This is a genomic window from Micromonospora sp. NPDC049645 (assembly GCF_040675155.1).
In the GTDB taxonomy this organism is placed as follows: Bacteria; Actinomycetota; Actinomycetes; order Mycobacteriales; family Micromonosporaceae; genus Micromonospora.
In genome coordinates this window covers 290,635-310,049 of the sequence record NZ_JBFAOI010000003.1, presented here as the reverse complement: position 1 = coordinate 310,049, position 19,415 = coordinate 290,635, and the positions used below count along the sequence as shown (strand labels likewise).

The window sequence follows — 19,415 nt, the reverse complement described above, 5'->3', positions numbered from 1 at the left end:
TCAAGAGAGCGCTCTCTCGGTGTCGCCGCCAAGCCTCAACACCAACGAGGGCGTCACCCCGTCCGGGGTGACGCCCTCGTCATGGCGCTCCGTCAGCCGGTACGCAGACCGTCCAGCAGCGTACGGTCGCCGGCGATGTCCAGCGTCTCGAAGCTCACCCGACCCCAAAGGGCCAGCAGCAGGTCGCTCGCGGTGCCGCTGACCTGGGCGCGGGCATGATGGTCGTCGTGGTCGAAGATGGTCGCGGTGTCGAGCAACGCCACCCCCTCGCCACGGAGCCGCAGATACCACTCGTGGGCCGCATCGGTCGCGGAGAGCTGCACCACCCCGTGCCAGTCACCAGGCACCGTCCGTCGGCCCGCGGGCAACCAGGTGTCCAGCACCTCGCTCACCCCGTCGGCCGCGAGCTTCGCCTCCACCGGGTCACCGGCACCGATGGCGAGCTGAGCGTCCCAGCGGTGCACCGCCGTCTCGTGCGCCATCCGACGCGGCCAGAAACCGGCCTTCTTCGGCTGGGGAGCCCAGTTCCACGCCGGCGCCTCCGGGTCCAGCCCGTCGAAGAGCGTCATCAGCCGGTCGTACCCCTGCTGCCACAGCTGGAACGCGTTCGCCCCCGAGCCCGCCTCGATCTGCTCCCGACGAGGCGGCTGCGTGGTCTCGCCGGAACCGGCGACCGACGAAACCCAGTGGTAGATGCCGGCCATGTGCAGGGTCAGGTCGTTGACCGTCCAGCCCGGACAGGACAGCACCGGTGTCTCCGGCGGCGCCTCGGCCACCGCCGCCGCGAAAGCCGGACCCTCCGTCCGGAGCGCCCCGATCCAAAAATCCTTGCTGCCCTGCAGTCTGCTCATCGCCATCCTCCCGGGGGTGCCGGGCGACCAGTGGGTGCCACGGCTATTACTCAGCCTAAGGTGAAGGGCGTGCCAGACGCCTCCGCCCAGCCGACAACCGACGCGGATCGTGCCATCCCCAATCCACTCGCCGGCTACACCACCCTGCGCATGGGTGGGCCGGCCGAGCGGATCGTGGCCGCCGGCAGCGCCGACGAGATCGTCCGGGCGGTCCGGGCCGCGACCGAGCCGGTCCTGATCCTGGCCGGGGGCAGCAACGTCGTGATCGGCGACCCCGGCTTCCCCGGCACCGCCGTCCTGGTGCGCTCCCGTGGCCTACGGGTCGTCGCCGAGGACGCCGGGTCGGTCACCGTACGGGTCGAAGCCGGCGAACCGTGGGACGACCTGGTCGCCGCCACCGTCGCCAACGGCTGGGCCGGACTGGAGTGCCTGTCCGGCATCCCCGGCTCGACCGGTGCCACCCCGATCCAGAACGTCGGCGCGTACGGCCAGGAGGTCGCCGAGACGATCACCGCAGTCGAGGTGTACGACCGGCTCGACGGCACCCGTCAGGTCATCCCCGCCGCTGACTGTGGGTTCGCCTACCGGGGCAGCATCTTCAAGTACGTGGACCGCTGGGTGGTGCTCTCCGTCGACTTCCGGCTCACCCGGTCCCCGCTCTCCGGGCCGGTGCGTTACGCGGAGCTGGCCAGGGCCCTCGGTGTCGAGGTGGGCGACCAGGTGCCGCTGGCGGACGCCCGAGCGGTGGTGCTGCGGCTGCGCGCGGGCAAGGGCATGGTTCTCGACGCCACCGACCCGGACACTCGCTCGGTCGGCTCCTTCTTCACCAACCCGGTCCTCGACCGCGAGACCTACGAGCTGCTCCTGGAACGCTCCGCCGAACTGGACGACCCGCCCGCCTGGCCCGGCGCCGACGGTTTGGTCAAGGTCAGCGCCGCCTGGCTGATCGACAAGGCCGGGTTCGGCAAGGGCCACCCCGGCCAGGGCGGCGTGGCCATCTCCAGCAAGCACACGCTGGCCCTGACGAACCGCAGCGGCACCGCCCACACCAGCGACCTGCTGGCCCTGGCCCGCGACATCCGTGACCAGGTCCACGCCCGCTTCGGCGTACCCCTGCACCCCGAACCAGTCCTCATCAACTGCACCCTCTAACCCACCCCGCACCACCCCCCACCCCTCCACTCCCGCGATCTTGCAGTTTCTGCGGTGATGAAACGGTCCAAAAGCCGCGAAACGTCAACAGAAAGTGCAAGATCGGCGAGGCGGTGGGGTGGGGTGGGGTGGGGTGCGGGGTGGGCTAGGGGTGGGGGTGGGGCCAGGGGAGGGTTAACTCGCCTTGGCGCCAGCGGGTGGGGTTGTTGAGGATGGGCCAGCCGGTTTCGCGGAGGTGCGTCACCGCTCGCAGCCAGCGTTGGCGGGGGCCGAACGTGGCGTAGGGGGCGGCGGCCTGCCAGGCGTCGTCCAGGGCGCGGATCAGAGCGTGTACCGGCTCACCGGGGACGTTGTGATGGATCAGCGCCTTGGGCAGGCGCTCGGCCAACTCGGCGGGGCTGCCCAGCGTGGTGAGCTTCGCGGCCAGGGTGAGCGTCCGTGGACCGTCGGCGTCGATCAGCAGCCAACTGGCCAGCCGACCCAACTCGTCACAGGTGCCCTCGACGAGCACCCCACCGGGGGCGAGCGCGGCCGTCATCGTCCGCCAGGCGTCGGGCACCTCGCTCTCGTCGTACTGCCGCAGCACGTTGAACGCGCGGACCAGGACCGGCCGGAGCCCGGCCAACTCGAAACCACCCCGGGCGAACGTCAGGCCGGGTGGGTCGGCGGCCGAAGCCGCGGCGGCCACCCGGGCGGGGTCGATCTCCAATCCGACCAGCCGTACGTCCGGGCGGACCTTGGCCGCCAGCCGGGCGCGCAGTTCCACCGCGGTCACCGGGTTTGCGCCGTAGCCGAGGTCGACCACCAGCGGATCGTCCGCCGTCGACAGCAGGTCGGCGCAGGTGGCGACGATCCAGTTGTCCACCCGACGGAGTCGGTTCGGGTTCGTGGTGCCGCGGGTGACCACACCGAGCGGCCGACGCCGTGCCGCAGGATTCACGTCGACCTCCCGGCGACCTCAGGGCCGATCTCCGTTCGTGACCGAGGGTCTACAAACCCGGCTCACCCCGCGGGGTTCGCAAACCCGGCTCACCCCGCGGGGTTCGCAAACCCGGCTCACTCCTCGCGCAGCACCACCAAGGTTCTGTGTCAGCTCGACCGAGGGCTTCGAGACAGACCCTAGACCCGGTGCACCTTGTGCTGGGCGGCCTGAGCCCGTGGCCGGACCACCAACCGGTCGATGTTGACGTGCTCGGGGCGGGTGGCGCACCAGGCGATGCAGTCGGCGACGTCCTCGGCGACCAGCGGCCCCGGCACCCCGGCGTAGACGGCGGCCGCCCGCTCCGCGTCGCCCTCGAAGCGCACCAGCCCGAACTCGTCGGTCTTCACCATGCCCGGGTCGATCTCGATCACCCGCAGCGGGCGGCCACACAGTTCCAGCCGGAGCGTGCCGGCGATCGCGGTCTGCGCGTGCTTCGCGGCGGTGTAGCCGCCCCCGCCCTCGTACACCGTCAGGCCGGCGGTGGAGGAGACCACCACGATGGTGCCGGAACCAGATGCCTCCAGCGCCGGCAGCAGCGCCTGCGTGACCCGCAGGGTGCCGAGCACGTTCACGTCGTACATCCACTGCCAGTCGGCGACCGAGCCGGACTCCACCGGGTCCAGCCCGCGCGCTCCGCCGGCGTTGTTGACCAGCAGGGTGACCGGCCCGGGTGCCCGAGCGGCAGCCTCGGCCAGCCCGGCCACCGACTCGTCCGACGTGATGTCGCAGGTCACGGCGGTGGCCTGCCCGCCGGCGGCGCTGATCTCGGCGACCAGGTCGGTGAGCCGTTCGGCGCGGCGGGCGGCGGCGAGCACGTGGAAGCCGTCGGCGGCGAGCCGGCGGGCAGTGGCCGCGCCGATTCCGCTGGACGCTCCGGTGACGATGGCGACTGGGGTCATCCCGACATTCTCTCCCCGGGCGCCTGACCCGCCCCGGGCGGGCGTAGGGCTGCCGTTGATGGGCGTTTGGTGATGAGGTCCGTCACCCCGGGGGGCCGCGCCGGGGAATTTCCGAAGCCCGATGGGGAAGATGAGTCCCGGCGTACAGGTTGACCGAGAAGCGCCGGTCGTGCGGGACGGCATCAACCGTGGCAAAGGAGCGGATGTGGCGGAAATGCACACCGGTGTCGGACGTCAGCGAGGTGCCCAGCCGTGGCCCCGCCCTCGCCGCATCGCCACCCTGTCGGTACACACCTCCCCACTGCACCAGCCCGGCACAGGCGATGCCGGCGGCATGAACGTCTACATCCTTGAGGTCGCCCGACGCCTCGCCGAGGCCAACGTGGAGGTGGAGATCTTCACCCGGGCCACCTCCGGCGACCTCCCCCCGGTGGTCGAGATGGCGCCCGGCGTGCAGGTTCGACACATCACCTCCGGCCCCCTGGAGGGTCTCACCAAGGAGGAGTTGCCCGGCCAGCTCTGCGCCTTCACGGCGGGGGTGCTGCGCGCCGAGGCGTCCCGCCCACCCGGGCACTACGACCTGATCCACTCCCACTACTGGCTCTCCGGCCAGGTCGGCTGGCTGGCCAAGGAACGGTGGGGCGTGCCGCTGGTGCACACCGCACACACCCTGGCCAAGGTCAAGAACGCCCAGCTCGCGGCCGGCGACCGGCCGGAGCCCAAGGCCCGGGTGATCGGCGAGGAGCAGGTCGTCGCCGAGGCGGACCGGCTGGTCGCCAACACCCGGGTCGAGGCCAGCGACCTGCTCGACCGGTACGACGCCGATCCGGCCCGGGTGTCCGTCGTGCAGCCGGGCGTGGACCTGGCCCGCTTCCGACCCGCGCCGGGCGACCGGGCCGCGGCGGCCCGCCAGGCCCGTCGCCGGCTGGGGCTTCCCGTCGACGGGTACGTGGTTGCCTTCGTCGGTCGGATCCAGCCGCTCAAGGCCCCCGACGTGCTGATCCGCGCGATCGCCGCCCTGCGGGACCGCGACCCGGCGTTGGCCGACCAGGTGACCGTGGTGATCTGCGGTGGGCCCAGCGGCAGCGGGTTGGACCGGCCGACGGCCCTGATCGAGCTGGCCGCCAAGCTCGGAGTCGCCGACGGGGTGCGGTTCCTGCCACCGCTCACCGGTGACGACCTTCCGGCCCTCTACCGGGCGGCGGACCTGGTCGCGGTGCCGTCGCACAACGAGTCGTTCGGGTTGGTCGCCCTGGAGGCGCAGGCCTGCGGTACGCCGGTGCTGGCCGCCGCCGTCGGTGGGCTGGTGACCGCGGTACGGGATCAGGTCAGCGGCGTACTCATCGACGGGCACGACCCGGTCGACTGGGCCCGCGCGCTGGGTCGCCTGCTGCCGAACCGGGCCCTCCGGTCGGTGCTGGCCCGCGGTGCCGAGCAGCACGCGCTGCGCTTCTCCTGGGACCGTACGGTGGCTGGGCTGCTCGGCGTCTACGGCGAGGCGATCGCCGCGCACCGCACCCGGCTCGCGGCCGATCTGGCGTGCGACCCGGCGCTCTCCTGCTCCTGGTGACCGGGCGCGTCGATCGCCACCGGGTGCGCGGGCCGGGTCGGTCGTAGAGTGGGTCCGGTGAGCCCGAAGAGCGATCTTGCGACCCTGATCGAGTCGGTCTGCGCCGAGCGGGACCTGGCCTGGGAGTCGACCGGCCCCGGCTCGTACGCGGTGACGCTGCCGGGCACCCACAAGCTCAAGACGGTCTGCAACCTGATCGTCGGGGAGCACGCGCTGCGGATCGAGGCGTTCGTGATGCGCCAGCCCGACGAGCGCCGCGAGGAGTTGTGGGCCTGGCTGTTGCAGCGCAACGCCCGGATGTACGGCGTCTCCTTCTCCACGGACGCGGTCGGCGACGTCTACCTGACCGGGCGGGTCAACCCGGCCGGCGTGGACGCCGACGAGTTGGACCGGCTGCTCGGCGCGGTGCTCACGTACGCCGACGAGTCGTTCGACACGATGCTGGAGATCGGCTTCGGCAGTTCGATCCGGCGCGAGTACGAGTGGCGGGTCAAGCGGGGCGAGTCGACCGCCAACCTGGCCGCCTTCGCCCATCTCTTCGAGCCGTCCAATGCCGCCGGCCCCGACCCGACCTGACCCACCGGCGGCACCGCGCTTCGCGCCCTGCGCCCGTGCCGGGCCGCGCCCTGCGCCGGGCACCCCTGCAAGATCGTGCTGAAACCAGGAAGTAGTGGTGTCGTCGACGTGGCGATGCCACTCGATCCTGGATCGAGCACGTTCATGGCGAACCGACGTGGTTCGGAGTGCTCCTGACGGGTATGCCGCACCGCGCGGTGCGGCGAGGGACCCCCGCGCGCCGATGACGGAGTGTCAAGGAGCGGAGCGTCCCATGGCTCAGCGGAACAGCTCAGGTCGCGGCGCGACTGCGACCAGAACGAAGCGACAGGCCGGCAACCAGACGCCGGGTACTCCCGGAGTCTCCGAGTCGGAGATCTCCCGGATGCGGGTGGAGGACATCCGCGGGCAGCTACGCAGACGCGGGGTCTCCGGGATTTCCGCGCTGCGCAAGCCTGACCTGGTGAAACAGTTGGTGCGCTCGATGCGGGCCGGCGCGGGTCGGAGCAGCACCGGTCCCTCGGGCCGGGCCACCGGCACCCGGGCGTCGGCGGGTCGCGCCGCCACCACCAAGAAGGCGGCGGCCAGGCCGGCATCGAGCCGGGCGAAGGCCGCGCCGGCGAACAAGAGCGCGCCTGCGAAGCGGGCCGCCGCAACGAAGGCGACCGCCGCGCGGAAGTCGACGGCGGCCGCGAAGAGGGCACCGGCGAAGAAGGCGACCGCGAGGAAGACGACGACGGCGGCGACGTCGACGGCCGCGCGTAAGACCGCGACCGCGAGCAGGACGACCGCCGCCCGTAAGACCGCGGCAGCGCGGAAGACCACGGCGGCCCGTAAGACAGCGACGGCGCGCACCGCTCCCGCGCGGAAGGCGCCGGCGAAGAAGGCGCCGGCGCGGCCGGCGGCGAAGCGTGCGGCGCCGGCCAAGAGTACGGCGGCCAAGCGGACGGCAGCGGCCAAGAGTACGGCGGCGAAGCGTGCGGCGCCGGCCAAGAGTACGGCGGCCAAGCGCACGGCGCCGGCCAAGAGCACGGCGGCCAAGCGGACGTTGACTCCGTCGACCGGTGGCGGGACGACGACCGGTGGGATCCGGACCGGTCGGGGCACGGGTCGGTCGGTCCGCAGCTCGCAGGTGATCTCGTCGACCTCGGATCGGCCGGAGCGGCCGGGGCGGAGCCTGATCACGGCTAATCACGAGGTGATCCAACGCTGGGCCCGGGAACGCGGCGCGAAGCCAGCGACCATCGCCGGCACCGAACGGGATGGCCGGGCGGGTGTGTTGACCTTCAACATTCCCGGATATCGGGAAAGCAGCCGGATTCGCGAGATCACCTGGGATGAGTGGTTCTACACCTTTGACCTGCGGCGGCTGAACCTGATTTATCAGGAACAGTTGCGCAACGGCCGGCAGAGCAGCTTCTTTCGGACCGAGTCACCCGATCGGGAGGACGGTTGAGGTGTTTGCGGGAATGGCTGACGGGTACGCGGCTGTTGCCAACGGACGAGGCCGGAGCAGCGGATACTCGCCAGTTGTGACGGGCGAGACAGCCGTTCTGGGTTGAATCCAGAATCCGGGCGAACTAGCTTTATTGCACCGCGCCACGTTTGGAAACGTTCGGGGGAGCGGCGGATCGATCAGATCCGCGCACCAGACGAGGCGCGAGGGGACGGGTGGATTAACCGTTGGGGGACGGTGCCCACCTGTTTGGACCGGCGGCGTGAGCGGGCGATGCTTACGGGGGTGAGTGTTGCCCGCCGCCGCCGGCCCCACGGCGGGCGCCCACTACGACCTCAGGGACGTGGTGGGCGCTTTGCGTTGTTCATCCGGTGGGTACGCGGTCCGCGCGGGATGTCCGCTCCAGTTCGGTGGTCCGGCGCAGTGCGGCGACGTGCCGCTCCCGGGGTGGCCCGGCGAGCAGGTGCCCGAGCGCCGCCAGCAGGCCCAGCCCGGCCACGATCAGCCAGTGCCGGTCGCCGAGGTGTTGCAGGCTCACCCCGCCGAGGGTGGGCGCGACGAACGCCGCCGCCGGGAAGGTCAGGTAGAAGACCGACTGGTAGCGCGCGCGTAGCTGCGGTGGTGCCAGGTCCGCGTTGATCTGCGCGTTGGGCGGGGCGGCGAGCATCGAGCCGACCGTCCAGATCACGGCGGCGCCCAGGTAGATGGCAAGCCCGTCGGCGACCGCGAGGACCCCGAAGCCGAGTGCGAGCAGCGCGGTGGACGCGGCCAGCACGACGTCCTTGCGGTGCCGGTCGATCAGCCGGGGCACGAACAGTTGCCCGACCACGATCAGCGCGCCGCCGAGCGCCACCACCAGCCCGTACGCCGACGGGCCCAGGCCGTCCGCGCGCATGGCCAACGGCATGATGGTCGACGTCTGCATGGTGAGCACGGCCAGCACGAAGGTGAGCCCGACGAAGACCAGGAAGGTGCGGTCGGTGAGCGCGGTGTGCAGCCCCGGCCGACGGGCCCGGACGGGCTTGGGCGTCGCCGGGGTGGCGGGTGGAAAATCCGCCGTCGGCCGGGCCAGCCGCAGGGTCTCCGGCACCTTCCAGCCGATCACGGCGGCGGCGGTCAGTGTGGCCCCCGCGTCGACCAGGAACAGCGCCGTGAAGCTCGCCTCGGCCAGCACGCCGGCGAGCAGCGAGGCGACCGCCATGCCCAGGTTGAACGCCCAGAACTGGAGGTTGAACGCGCGAGAGCGGCGCTCGGCGGGTACCACGTCGACGATGGCCGCCACGAACGCCGGGCTGGGCATCGAGTGGACCACGCCGATCAGCGCGGAGAGCGCCGCGATCAGGAGCAGGGATTGGGTGAAGGCGAGCGCCACCATCAGTACGACGGTGGCCAGGTGCGCGGCGAGCAGGGTTGCCCGGCGGCCCCACCGGTCGGCGAGCACTCCACCGAGCAGGACGCCGGCCGCCCCGCCGGCCCCGTACGCGCCGACCACCGTGCCGGCCAGCGCCTCGCTAGCGCCGCGTACGTCGGTGAGGTAGAGCGAGAGGAACAGCATGGCGAACGCGCCGGCTCGGTTGATCAGCAGACCGGCCCAGAGATACCAGAAGGTGGCGGGGAGCCCGCCTGCGGTGTCGTTCCACCAGCGCCGCAGGGCGTGCACCCGACCTCCCGACAGTTCGGATTGTTAACTGTTTCGACTGCACCCTAGGAACTTCGGCAGCGCCGCGCCACTCGTCAGGCGGACGCCTCGGCCGGGCGCGACGCCCGGGGGGCGGTGGTCGGGGCCAGCGCCTCGCCGGAGCGGCGCAGCGCGGCGGCCCGCCGCTCCCGGGCCGGCCCGGACACCAGGTGAGCCACCGCGGTCAGGAGGCCGAGCGCGGCGCAGCCGTACCAGAGGGTGTCGTTGCCGGCATGCTCCCGCACCAGGCCGCCGAGGATGGGCGCGGCGGCCCCGGCGACCTGCCAGGACAGGGAGAACACGCCCTGGTACCGACCGCGCAGCTCGGCCGGGGACAGCTCGGCGATCAGGGTGGAGTTGGAGGGCGAGTTGAGCATCTCGCCGAGCGTCCAGATCAGCACGGTCAGCCCGTAGAACCAGGCGGTCCCGGCGAACGCGGTCAGGCCGAACCCCACGCCCATCACCACGGAGGCCAGCGCGAGCACGTGCGAGCGGCTCCGCCCCCGGATCAGTCGCGGGACGAAGAGTTGGCCGACCACGATGAGGACGCCGTTGAGCGCGATCACGGAACCGTAGGTCGCCGGGCTCAGCCCGTCGTCGCCCATCGCGATCGGCAGCATCGAGATGTGCTGGAGGAACACCAGCGCGGCGAACAGGTTGAGTGCCACGAACCCGAGGTAGACCCGGTCGGTGAGGATGGTGCGCAGGGCGCCGCGCGGGGCGGCGTGCACCGAGGCGTCGATGGTCGGGCCGGCCTGCCGGGTCTCCGGCACCCTGGTGAAGATGATCAGAGCGGTGATCAGCATGGTGGCGGCGTCGACCACGAACAGCAGCAGGTAGTCGGCCTGGGCGGCGAGGCCGGCGAGCACGGCGGCGCAGGCGAAGCCCAGGTTGATCGCCCAGTAGTTCAGCGAGAAGGCGCGCAGCCGGTCCTTCGCCGGCACCACGTCGATCATCATGGCCCCGAACGCCGGCCGGGCCGCCTCGGCGAACGCGCCGAGCAGCAGGGCCCCCAGTGCCACCGCCCAGAGGTCCCGGGCCAGCCCGAGCGCGAGCATCATGGCCGCCGCGCCCACGTGGGCGGTGAGCAACGTCGGTCGACGGCCCCACCGGTCCGCGAGGGTGCCGCCGACGGTCGTGCCGAACGCCCCGCCGACGCCCCAGAGGCCGATCACGAGGCCGGCCTGTGAGGCCGAGAAGCCGCGTTCCTGGGTGAGGTAGATGGCGAGGAAGACGAGGACGAAGGAGCCGAGCCGGTTGATCAGAGTGCCGGACCACAGGTACCAGAAGGTGGTCGGCAGGCCGCCGGTGGTGTCCCGGAACCAACTCCGCATCGTCCGCATATGGCGCCCCGCTTGCAAGTAATGACCGATGTGACTGGCGTGCCTTACAACCCTAGTGGTGGGTCGATCCGCTGGTCATCCGCTTTTTCACGTGGTGGTCGTCACGACGGCTGCCCGCGTGTCCCCCGGCCGGTTGAGGCAGGATGATCCGCATGACTGCGAGCGAAGGGCCCACCATCGGGACGCTGGTCCTGCTGCGACACGGTGAGAGCGACTGGAATGCCAAGAACCTCTTCACCGGCTGGGTGGACGTCGACCTGACCGAGAAGGGCGAGGGCGAGGCGCGGCGCGGCGGCGAGCTGCTGCGCGAGCACAGCCTGCTGCCGGACGTCGTGCACACCAGCGTGATGCGCCGCGCGATCCGCACCGCCGAGCTGGCGCTCAACGCCGCCGATCGGCACTGGATCGCCGTGCGTCGGTCGTGGCGGCTCAACGAGCGGCACTACGGCGCCCTGCAGGGCAAGAACAAGAAGCAGACCCTCGACGAGTACGGCGAGGAACAGTTCATGCTCTGGCGCCGGTCGTACGACACGCCGCCGCCACCGATCGACGACAACGACGAGTGGTCGCAGGTGGGCGACCCGCGCTACGCGCTGCTGCCGACCGAGCTGATGCCGCGCACCGAGTGCCTCAAGGACGTCGTCGAGCGGATGCTGCCGTACTGGTACGACTCCATCGTGCCGGACATCCTGGCCGGCCGGACGGTGCTGGTCGCCGCGCACGGCAACTCGCTGCGCGCCCTCGTCAAGCACCTCGACCAGATCTCCGACGAGGCGATCGCCAAGCTGAACATCCCGACCGGCATCCCGCTGCGTTACGACCTCGACCCGCACCTGCGCCCGCTCACGCTGGGCGGCACCTATCTCGACCCGACCGCTGCCAAGGCCGCCGCCGCGGCCGTGGCCAACCAGGGGCGCTGACCGGAAAGCCGGCCACCGGCAAAGGGGCCCCTCGGCATCGTGCGAAACGATGCCGAGGGGCCCCTTGCCTGGGAGTCAGTTGTTGGGCGTGCTCTGCCCGGTGATCAGGTAGATCACGTGCTCGCCGGCGTTGACCGCGTGGTCGGCGAAGCGCTCGTAGAAGCGGCCCAGCAGGGTGGCGTCGATCGCCGTCTCCACCCCGTACGGCCAGTCGTCGCCGAGCAGCACCGCGAACAGGCTCTTGTGCAGCTCGTCCATGGCGTCGTCGTCGCGGTCCAGCTCACCGGCGAGGTCGGCGTCGGGCTTCGCCAGCACCGAACCGATCTTCGCGGCCATCCGGTCGGCGATCTCGGACATCTCGGTGAAGACCGTCCGCAGCTCGGCCGGGACGGCGGGGGAGGGGTGCCGGCGCAACGCGGTCTTCGCCACGTGCTCGGCGAGGTCGCCCATCCGTTCCAGATCGGCGGCCACGTGCAGCGCGGTGATCATCGCCCGGAGGTCGGAGGCGACCGGCGCCTGTCGGGCGAGCAGGTCACAAACCCGCTCCTCGACGTGCCGGTAGAGGTCGTCGATCTCGGCGTCCCGCTCGATGACCGTCTCGGCCGCCAGCCGGTCGGCGGTGAGCAGGGCCCGGGTGGCCTGGCGCATGGCGGCGCGGACGCCCTCCGCCATGTCCACCAGCAGTTGGCTGACGATCTGGAGGTCGGCCCGGAACTCGTCGCGCATCATCACGTCCTGTGGTCGGTCGCCGCCGACGGGTGCCGGCGCAGGGGGTTGAGCAGGTGCGACGCCAACGGTAGGGCGCGATGACGGACCTCGGATGAACCACGGTGAACGACGCCAGACGTGGGGGTGAACACTTCCGGAAGTGAGGGTAGTTCGTCCCGGTCTGTGTGGTAGCCAGGTTAACAATGACCCTACGATCGCCGGGTGGAGTGGGCGGTGGCGGTCGTGGTGGCCGTGGCGTTGGTGGCCGGGACGGCCGCCAGTTTGTTGCTGCCCCGGTTCCTGCCGAGGCGGGATGCACGCTCCACGTCGATGGGGAGCGACAGCTCCCGCTGGAGCAGGGGGAGGCCCGCGATAGCCGACGAGCAGCAGGCCGGGCTCGGCCGCCGGACGATCGACTCACTCCGGGCCGGTGTCGTGGTACTGGACAACGACGACGTCCCCGTGCTGATCAACCCGGCCGCCCGCGCGATGGGGCTCCTGCGCACCGGCAGCACCCCCGGCTCGATCGCCGCGCACCCGTTGATCCGTACCCTCGCCGGTCAGGTGCGACGCACCGGCGTGCGACGCGAGATCGAGCTGGACCTGCCCCGAGGTCGCGACAGCGCGGGGGAGAACCCCCTCGGTGTGCACCTGCGGGCGATGGGCCTCGGCAGCGGGTTCATCGCGGTCGAGGCGGTCGACGTGACCGAGTCACACCGACTGACCCGGGTACGACGCGACTTCGTGGCCAACGTGAGCCACGAGCTCAAGACCCCGATCGGGGCTCTGCAACTGCTCGCCGAGGCGTTGCTGGACGCGACCGAGCCGGCCGACGCCGCGGCGCCGGATCTCTCCGAGGACCTGGTGGCCGCCCGTCGGTTCGCCGAACGGATCCAGCACGAGTCGACCCGGCTGGGCCGGCTGGTGCAGGAGTTGCTGGAGCTGACCCGGTTGCAGGGGGCCGAACCGCAGCCGCCACCGGAGCCGGTCGCGCTGGACTGGGTGATCGCCGAGGTGGTCGACCGGACCCGCACCACGGCCTCCGCCCGGGGTGTCGAGGTGACCGTGGAGGGAGAGCGTGGTCTCACCGCGTACGGCAGCGACTCGCAACTCGCCACGGCGGTGGCGAACCTGGTGGAGAACGCCATCAACTACTCGGGCGAGGACACCACGGTGCGGGTGACCCTCCGCGGCGACGACGAGCACGTCGAGGTCGCCGTCGCCGACCAGGGCATCGGTATCGCCCCCACCGACGTGGACCGGATCTTCGAACGGTTCTACCGGGCCGACCAGGCCCGCTCGCGTGCCACCGGCGGCACCGGGCTCGGCCTGGCGATCGTGAAACACATTGCGAGCAACCATGGCGGACGGGTCGAGGTGTCGAGCACTCTTGGTGGTGGATCGACGTTCACCCTCCGGCTGCCCGCCAGTCCACCGGACGACCTTCTGGCGACACTGCCGCCGGTTGGGATCGAGTCCGGTCCGACTGGGCTACGGCAGGTCTGACAGCAAATGGAAAGGAAATCCCCGTTGAGCCGCGTTCTCGTGGTCGAGGACGAGGAGTCGTTCTCCGACGCCTTGTCGTACATGCTCCGTAAGGAGGGCTTTGAGGTCTCGGTCGCCGCGACCGGCACCGACGCCCTCACCGAGTTCGACCGGACCGGCGCCGACATCGTGCTGCTCGACCTGATGTTGCCCGAGATGTCGGGGACCGAGGTCTGCCGGCAGTTGCGGCAGCGATCCGCCGTACCGATCATCATGGTCACCGCTCGGGACAGCGAGATCGACAAGGTCGTCGGGCTGGAGATCGGCGCCGACGACTACGTCACCAAGCCGTACTCGCCACGGGAACTGGTGGCCCGGATCCGCGCGGTGCTGCGCCGGCAGAGCCCGGAGGTGGCTGAGGCGGGTGCCCCGACGCTGGCCGCGGGGCCCGTGCGGATGGACATCGAGCGGCACGTGGTGACCGTCGACGGCGGGGCCGTGCAGCTGCCGCTGAAGGAGTTCGAGCTGCTGGAGCTGCTGCTGCGCAACGCGGGGCGGGTGCTCACCCGGGGGCAGCTCATCGACCGGGTCTGGGGTGCCGACTACGTCGGTGACACCAAGACGCTCGACGTGCACGTCAAGCGGCTGCGCTCCAAGATCGAGCCGGAGCCGTCCGCGCCACGCTTCATCGTGACCGTGCGGGGTCTGGGCTACAAGTTCGAGCCGTGATCGGCGTACCCGAAGGGGGTCTGCGCTCGGCGTAGGCCCCCTTCGGGCTTTCCGTATGGTCAGCGGACGACTTTGATGTTGAAGATGGCGGTGTCGAACCGACCGTAGAGTCGCAACCACAGCGGCAGCAGGCCCGGCAGCTCACCCTGCTGCTGGACGGCGGGCTTGCCGGCGGGGTGCTGGACGGCGACCCGGCGATCGCCGAGGCGGCCCGGCGCAGCGCCCGCACCCTCGTCGACGACGCCCTGAGCTGAGCGGCACCCGAGGTCAGAACAGCTTGCGTAACGCCGCGGCGATCTCGGCCACCTCGGTCAGCCGGCTCTCCGTCACGCTGATCACCAGGTCGTACGCGATGTCCTGGTCGACCTCGTCGAGTTGAGCGATGGTGACTGCGTGATTCTGGAGCAGGAAGGTGATCGCCCCGATCCAGCCGATCCGCTTGTTGCCGTCCACGAATGGACGGTTGTTGACCAGCGAATGCAGCAGTGCCGCAGCCGTGGTCCACAGGTCAGGGTAGGCGTCCTCCCCGAACACGCTTGTCTGCGGCCGGGCCACGGCCGACTCCACCAGGCCGGCGTCCCGCTAGATCTCGTCGGCGGGGTGCGGGGCGACCATCCCCTGCCGGACGCGGGCGGCGCACAACTCGGCCAGCCGCTCGTACGCGGCGGCGCCGATCAGGGCGGTCAGCTCCGGCCCGTACGACAGGTACATCGGCTCGGTGCCGACGTGTGCGTCCGTGGAGGAGGTGCACCACCAGTCCAGGTCGTGCCCGCCGGCCCCCCAACCCCGCCGGTCGAACTCGGACAGGGTGGACACCAGCACCTTGCTGTTGTCCGGCCGCTTCACCCAGTCCTGATCTCGGCGGATCGGCAACTGCCAGCAGACGTCCGGCTTGTATTCCAACGGGTGCACCCCGTCGCGCAGCGCCTGGGCGTGCAGGGCGCAACCACCCCCACCGGCGAAGTCGGCGTCGTTGAGGAACACGCACGGACCGTCGGCGCCCTGGGTGGCGGTGCGCCGGGCCGGGTTCTTGCCGTCGATGGTGTCCTCGTCGGTCCAGTTCTTGAACCCGCGCCGGAAGTGCTGCCAGGTCGACGGGGTGAGCCGCTTGACGGCGTTGCGGACCCGCTTCTCGTCGTCGGAGTCGGTGAAGAACGCCCCGTGCGAGCAGCAACCGTCGGCGGCCCGGCCGGCGATGATGCCGTGGCAGCCCTTGCCGAAGATGCAGGTCCAGCGGGACAGCAGCCAGGTCAGGTCGGCCCGGATCAGGTGCGTCTCGTCGGCCGGGTCGGCGAACTCGATCCACTCGCGAGGGAAGTCCAGGGGCACCTCGCGGCTGCGCGGGTCGCCCGGGTCGTCCACCAGCACACGGAGCTCCATCGTCACCCGGCCCAGCGTACGCGCGGTGCCGTCCGCAGGTCGGTGAGCCGCGCAAACGTGTTGCACCTATGGTCTTCACCATGCGACTGGGTGTCCTCGACGTCGGATCCAACACGGTGCACCTCCTGGTGGTGGACGCGCACCACGGCGCGCACCCGTGGCCGGCGCACTCGGAGAAGGTGGTGCTCCGGCTGGCCGAGCAGATCGGCCCCGACGGCGCGCTGACCGAGGCGGGCGCGGACGGCCTGGTCAAGGCCGTGGGCATGGCCAAGGCGGCGGCTGCCGGGCTGGACGCCGACGACCTGATCGCGTTCGCCACGTCCGCGGTGCGCGACGCCACCAACGCCGCCGAGGTGTTGGCCCGGGTCCGGGACGAGACCGGCGTACGTCTGGCGGTGCTCTCCGGTGCGGACGAGGCCCGGATGACGTTCCTGGCCGTGCGGCGGTGGTTCGGCTGGTCGGCGGGTCGGCTGTTGGTGCTGGACATCGGCGGCGGCTCGCTGGAGATCGCGGCCGGCATCGACGAGGACCCGGACGTCGCGGTCTCGCTGCCGCTCGGGGCCGGCCGGCTGACCCGTGAGCGGCTGCGGGTCGATCCGGCCAGTGCGGCTCCGCCGTCGGCGGAGGCCGTCGACAAGCTCCGGGAGTACGTGGACGGCCGGCTGGACAAGGTCGTCGACCAGATGACCGAGGTGGGCTGGGGCCGCGCGGTGGCCACCTCGAAGACGTTCCGCACCCTGGCCCGACTGGCCGGGGCGGCGCCGTCCGGTGCCGGGCTGTGGGTGCGACGCAGCCTGACCCGGGCCGGCCTGCGGCAGGTCATCGGTTTCATCCGGCACATCCCCCCGGCCCAGTTGATGGAGCTGGAGGGGGTCAGCACGGGCCGGGCCCACCAGTTGCTGGCCGGCGCCGTGGTCGCCGAGGCGGTGATGCGCCGCCTGGATCTGGACTCGCTGGACATCTGCCCGTGGGCGCTGCGGGAGGGCGTCATCCTCCGTCGACTCGACCAGCTCGAACCGCTCTGACCGGCGGCCGTTATCGGTCGGTTTGCCGGCGCTCGTCACGATGGCCCCGGCGTTGCCGGGCTACGCTGACTGGTGTGACTTCCCGCGTTCCCGTGCTCCTGTCCAGCTCGTCGGTCTTTCCCGAGCCGACCGCGGCGGCGTTCCAACTGGCCGCGGCCCTCGGCTACGACGGTGTCGAGGTGATGGTCTGGACCGACGTGGTCAGCCAGGACGCGGGCGCGCTGCGCGGCCTCTCCACGCACTACGGCGTGCCGGTGCTGTCGGTGCACGCGCCCTGCCTGCTGGTCACCCAGCGGGTGTGGAGCCCGGACCCGTGGGAGCGCCTGCGCAAGGCCGCCGAGTTGGCCGAGACGCTGGGTGCGCCGACCGTCGTGGTGCACCCACCGTTCTCCTGGCAGCGCGACTACGCGCGGAACTTCGCCGAGGGTCTGGCCACGGTCGCGGACCGGTTCACCGGGCTGCGCTTCGCGGTGGAGAACATGTACCCGGTGCGGATGGCGGGCCGGCAGTTCGTCCCGTACGTGCCGGGTTGGGACCCCACCGACGCCGGCTACCCGTCGTACACCCTGGATCTGTCGCACTGCGCGGCCTCGCACAGCGACCCTCTGGAGATGGCCGACCGGATGGGCGCAGGGTTGGCGCACGTGCACCTCGGCGACGGCACCGGCGAGGGCCGCGACGAGCACCTGGTGCCGGGGCGCGGCACCCAGCCCTGCGCGGAGTTGCTCACCTCGCTGGCCGGGCGGGGTTTCACCGGGGCGGTGGCGGTGGAGGTCGCCACCCGGGGCGCGAAGAGCCGCGCGGTGCGCGAAGCGGACCTGCGCGCCGCGCTGGAGTTCGCGCGCCAGCACCTGACCGCGTCGTCCCCGGTCGACGCCTGACCCGGCCGCCCGCGACGGGCGGTGGCGGGGTCAGCTGACCGGCGAGAGCGAGTCGACGGCGGTCGGCTGCGCGGCGACCGTCACCTGTTCGCCGATCGCCGCCCGCTTGCGGGCCCGGTGCGCCGCCACGTGCGAGCGGGTGGCGCAGCGCTCCGAGCAGAACCGCCGGCAGCAGTTGGACGACGTGTCCAGGTAGACGTTGCCGCAGCGCTCGTCGGCGCAGACCCCGAACCGGGCACTGCCGTACTCGCAGAGCCAGACCGACAGCCCCCAGACCGCGCCGGCCAGGTACTCGGCGCTGACCGAGGCACCGCGACTGGTGACGTGCATGTGCCAGTCGCTGGAGTCGTGCCCGGAGATGCGCGGCTGCACCGGGAACGCCTCCAGCAGCGCGTTCAGCTCGGTGACCGCCTGGGCGTCCCGCCCCGAGGTGCCGTACTCGAAGACGTCGCGCAACCGCTTCTGGGCCCGGCGGAAGATCGCGACGTCCCGGTCCGCGACCTCGTCGCGCATCCAGGCGTTGTCGTCCGGGAAGAGGGCCCGCAGGTCGTCGAGGTCGTCCAGGCGGGCGTTGACCAGGTCAACGCCGGTCCGGGCGTACGCGTCGAAGTTCACGCCCCAACGGTAGACGACTCAGCGGGTGCGCGGCGCGTCGATGTAGTGCGGCAGGAACCGCGCGTAGCCATCGGTGATCAGACTCGCGCTCTCCCGGACACCCACGCCGGCCGACTCGCCGTCGACGACCCAGCTGCCCAGCACCATCCGGTTGCCGTCGAACTGCGGCAGCGCCCGGAACTCCTGGTAACACCAGCCCTCGTCGCCGTAGATCCCCGGATTGGTGATCTCCTCGTCCGCCGTGACGATGCGTACCGAGCCGCCCTCGCGGCCGAGCAGCGGCTTCGCGACGTACTCCGGCATGCCGCGCGGCGAGTCGAGGTACGCCGGCAGCAGGTACTCGTGGTCGGGGTACAGCTCCCAGAGGACGGCGAGCAGCGCCTTGTTGGACAGCAGCAGCTTCCAGGCCGGCTCGATCCAGGTGGTCGGGGTGCCCGGGGCCAGGGCCGGCGGCCCGTACGGCTCGGCCAGCATCCACTCCCACGGGTAGAGCTTGAAGCAGGTGGTCACCGGTCGGTCGTCGGCGTCGACGAAGCGCCGGCCGTCCCAGCCGATCTCCTGGATGGGTTGCAGCTCGACCGTCAGGCCGGCCTGCCGCGCGGTCTCGGCGAGGTAGCCGGCGGTCATGTGGTCCTCGCCGGACTCCTCCTCGTTCGACCAGAGCACGTGCACCCGCGGGTCGTGCAGCCCAGCCCCGATCTTGGCCCATGCACCGACCAGCCGCTCGTGCAGGCTGTTCCACTGGTCCAGCTCCGGCCGGGTCTGCTCCAGCCAGTACCACTGGACGATGCTCGCCTCGACCAGCGCGGTGGGGGTGTCCGCGTTGTACTCCAACATCTTCGGCGGCCAGGTGCCGTCGTACGCGAGGTCGAAGCGCCCGTAGAGGGTCGGTGGCGCCTCGCGCAGCGACCGGGCCACCGCCTCGGTCGCCCACTCCGGGATGCCGAACTCGGCGTACCGGCGCTGCGCCACCACGTGCTCGGCGGCGGCCACCGACATCCGGTGCAGCTCTTCGGTGGCCTCCTCCAGTCGCAGCACCTCGTCCAGGTCGAAGGCGTACGCGGCGGTCTCGTCCCAGTACGACATGATTCCGCCGTCGGGCAGCTCGGTGTCGACGTAGACCAGGCCCTGCGACCGGATGGTGGCGTCCCAGTCGGGGCGTGGCGTGACCGTCTCGCGGCGCACC

Annotated in this window: 18 protein-coding genes and 1 pseudogene; 9 read left to right on the top strand and 10 right to left on the bottom strand. The window is 71.5% G+C overall.

Annotated elements, in window-relative coordinates; translation table 11 throughout:
• Nucleotides 1–92: 92 nt before the first annotated feature.
• Nucleotides 93–851, bottom strand: a complete 759-nt coding sequence (locus AB0J33_RS09960; RefSeq protein WP_363611823.1) for a maleylpyruvate isomerase family mycothiol-dependent enzyme — start codon at nt 849–851, stop codon at nt 93–95.
• Between the two features lie 69 nt (nt 852–920).
• Between AB0J33_RS09960 and AB0J33_RS09955 the strand changes: the two genes are divergently transcribed.
• Nucleotides 921–2,003: a UDP-N-acetylmuramate dehydrogenase gene (locus AB0J33_RS09955; protein WP_363611821.1), complete on the top strand. Its 1,083-nt coding sequence runs from the start codon at nt 921–923 to the stop codon at nt 2,001–2,003.
• 145 nt (nt 2,004–2,148) lie between these two features.
• On the opposite strand, the gene AB0J33_RS09950 is transcribed toward AB0J33_RS09955, so the two are convergent.
• Entirely contained in the window at nt 2,149–2,943 is a 795-nt protein-coding gene (locus tag AB0J33_RS09950; protein WP_363611819.1) for a class I SAM-dependent methyltransferase, read from the bottom strand.
• A gap of 179 nt (nt 2,944–3,122) precedes the next feature.
• Nucleotides 3,123–3,884 carry an SDR family oxidoreductase gene (locus tag AB0J33_RS09945; protein WP_363611817.1) on the bottom strand — a complete coding sequence of 254 codons (762 nt, stop codon included), beginning with the start codon at nt 3,882–3,884 and terminating at the stop codon, nt 3,123–3,125.
• Between the two features lie 205 nt (nt 3,885–4,089).
• Between AB0J33_RS09945 and mshA the strand changes: the two genes are divergently transcribed.
• From mshA to AB0J33_RS09930, 3 genes and pseudogenes are all read left to right on the top strand, one after another.
• Nucleotides 4,090–5,454: a D-inositol-3-phosphate glycosyltransferase gene (gene mshA, locus AB0J33_RS09940; protein WP_363611815.1), complete on the top strand. Its 1,365-nt coding sequence runs from the start codon at nt 4,090–4,092 to the stop codon at nt 5,452–5,454.
• A 57-nt stretch (nt 5,455–5,511) separates the two neighbouring features.
• Complete coding sequence (locus tag AB0J33_RS09935) at nt 5,512–6,030, top strand: YbjN domain-containing protein (protein ID WP_363611813.1); 519 nt, start codon at nt 5,512–5,514, stop codon at nt 6,028–6,030.
• Between the two features lie 949 nt (nt 6,031–6,979).
• Nucleotides 6,980–7,465: pseudogene (locus tag AB0J33_RS09930) on the top strand (hypothetical protein); the annotation flags it as partial.
• 364 nt (nt 7,466–7,829) lie between these two features.
• Here the strand turns inward: AB0J33_RS09930 and AB0J33_RS09925 are convergent.
• Both AB0J33_RS09925 and AB0J33_RS09920 read right to left on the bottom strand, forming a co-directional pair.
• On the bottom strand, nt 7,830–9,125 hold the full coding sequence (locus AB0J33_RS09925) for an MFS transporter (protein ID WP_363611811.1): 1,296 nt from the start codon (nt 9,123–9,125) through the stop codon (nt 7,830–7,832).
• A gap of 74 nt (nt 9,126–9,199) precedes the next feature.
• The gene (locus AB0J33_RS09920) at nt 9,200–10,486 is read right to left on the bottom strand and encodes an MFS transporter (RefSeq protein ID WP_363611809.1); all 1,287 of its coding nucleotides are present in this window, start codon (nt 10,484–10,486) and stop codon (nt 9,200–9,202) included.
• Nucleotides 10,487–10,638: 152 nt separating this feature from the next.
• Between AB0J33_RS09920 and AB0J33_RS09915 the strand changes: the two genes are divergently transcribed.
• Complete coding sequence (locus AB0J33_RS09915) at nt 10,639–11,406, top strand: phosphoglyceromutase (protein WP_363611807.1); 768 nt, start codon at nt 10,639–10,641, stop codon at nt 11,404–11,406.
• A gap of 75 nt (nt 11,407–11,481) precedes the next feature.
• On the opposite strand, the gene phoU is transcribed toward AB0J33_RS09915, so the two are convergent.
• On the bottom strand, nt 11,482–12,132 hold the full coding sequence (phoU, locus tag AB0J33_RS09910; protein ID WP_363611805.1) for a phosphate signaling complex protein PhoU: 651 nt from the start codon (nt 12,130–12,132) through the stop codon (nt 11,482–11,484).
• A 204-nt stretch (nt 12,133–12,336) separates the two neighbouring features.
• Here phoU and AB0J33_RS09905 point away from each other — a divergent pair, with 204 nt between their 5' ends.
• Nucleotides 12,337–13,620, top strand: a complete 1,284-nt coding sequence (locus tag AB0J33_RS09905) for an ATP-binding protein (RefSeq protein ID WP_363611803.1) — start codon at nt 12,337–12,339, stop codon at nt 13,618–13,620.
• 24 nt (nt 13,621–13,644) lie between these two features.
• Nucleotides 13,645–14,328 carry a response regulator transcription factor gene (locus AB0J33_RS09900; protein WP_030329696.1) on the top strand — a complete coding sequence of 228 codons (684 nt, stop codon included), beginning with the start codon at nt 13,645–13,647 and terminating at the stop codon, nt 14,326–14,328.
• 267 nt (nt 14,329–14,595) lie between these two features.
• Here the strand turns inward: AB0J33_RS09900 and AB0J33_RS09895 are convergent, their stop codons facing one another.
• Both AB0J33_RS09895 and AB0J33_RS09890 read right to left on the bottom strand, forming a co-directional pair.
• Nucleotides 14,596–14,895 (bottom strand): Fic family protein, encoded by a 300-nt coding sequence (locus AB0J33_RS09895; RefSeq protein WP_363611801.1) that lies wholly within the window; start codon nt 14,893–14,895, stop codon nt 14,596–14,598.
• A gap of 15 nt (nt 14,896–14,910) precedes the next feature.
• Nucleotides 14,911–15,708, bottom strand: coding sequence for a hypothetical protein (locus tag AB0J33_RS09890; protein WP_363612368.1), 798 nt, complete (start codon nt 15,706–15,708; stop codon nt 14,911–14,913).
• An 80-nt stretch (nt 15,709–15,788) separates the two neighbouring features.
• Between AB0J33_RS09890 and AB0J33_RS09885 the strand changes: the two genes are divergently transcribed.
• Together AB0J33_RS09885 and AB0J33_RS09880 are read left to right on the top strand one after the other, a co-directional pair.
• Entirely contained in the window at nt 15,789–16,733 is a 945-nt protein-coding gene (locus tag AB0J33_RS09885; RefSeq protein WP_363611799.1) for a Ppx/GppA phosphatase family protein, read from the top strand.
• Nucleotides 16,734–16,807: 74 nt separating this feature from the next.
• On the top strand, nt 16,808–17,614 hold the full coding sequence (locus AB0J33_RS09880) for a sugar phosphate isomerase/epimerase (protein WP_363611797.1): 807 nt from the start codon (nt 16,808–16,810) through the stop codon (nt 17,612–17,614).
• Nucleotides 17,615–17,644: 30 nt separating this feature from the next.
• Here the strand turns inward: AB0J33_RS09880 and AB0J33_RS09875 are convergent, their stop codons facing one another.
• Together AB0J33_RS09875 and AB0J33_RS09870 are read right to left on the bottom strand one after the other, a co-directional pair.
• Nucleotides 17,645–18,229 (bottom strand): CGNR zinc finger domain-containing protein, encoded by a 585-nt coding sequence (locus AB0J33_RS09875; protein WP_363611795.1) that lies wholly within the window; start codon nt 18,227–18,229, stop codon nt 17,645–17,647.
• Nucleotides 18,230–18,247: 18 nt separating this feature from the next.
• Nucleotides 18,248–19,414 carry a glutathionylspermidine synthase family protein gene (locus AB0J33_RS09870; protein ID WP_363611792.1) on the bottom strand — a complete coding sequence of 389 codons (1,167 nt, stop codon included), beginning with the start codon at nt 19,412–19,414 and terminating at the stop codon, nt 18,248–18,250.
• Nucleotide 19,415 lies beyond the last annotated feature (1 nt).